A 450-nucleotide genomic window follows, 5' to 3' on the forward strand; every position below is an offset into this window, starting at 1 on the left:
ACAGTGAACCTTCGGACTCACATCAGTCAGCCGCTTCGGGAAAATGTGCCGGCCATGTAAACGTGTACGCCCAGCTGCTGCGGCAGGTCCAGCGGGATGGTCTGCTCAGGCGGTGCTACGGGTTCTACTGGATGATGATCATCGGGATGGTCCTGGCCACCGCCGCGATCGGGGTCGGCATTGTCCGGCTGGGTGACTCGTGGTACCAGCTGGTTCTGGCGGGGCTGCTGGGCGCGGTGCTGGCCCAGTTCGGGTTCCTGGGCCATGAGGCGGCGCACCGGCAGATCTTCCGGTCGCACCGCTGGAACGAGTGGGCGGCCCGGGTGATTTCCGGGCTCCTGACCGGGCTGAGCTACGGCTGGTGGAGCACCAAGCACAACCGCCACCACCAGGCGCCGAACCAGGTGGGCAGGGACCCGGACATTGTCTCGACGGTGATGGCCTTTACCC

1 protein-coding gene is annotated in these 450 nt (G+C 65.8%); it reads left to right on the forward strand.

Features of this window, described 5'->3' with window-relative positions; translation table 11 throughout:
• Positions 1 to 62 precede the first annotated feature (62 nt).
• A partial coding sequence (locus AC5RVV_RS18105; RefSeq protein ID WP_494002726.1) for a fatty acid desaturase family protein occupies positions 63 to 450 on the forward strand: 388 nt, incomplete at its 3' end.

It is taken from the genome of Arthrobacter sp. MDT2-34-1, from assembly GCF_059091365.1.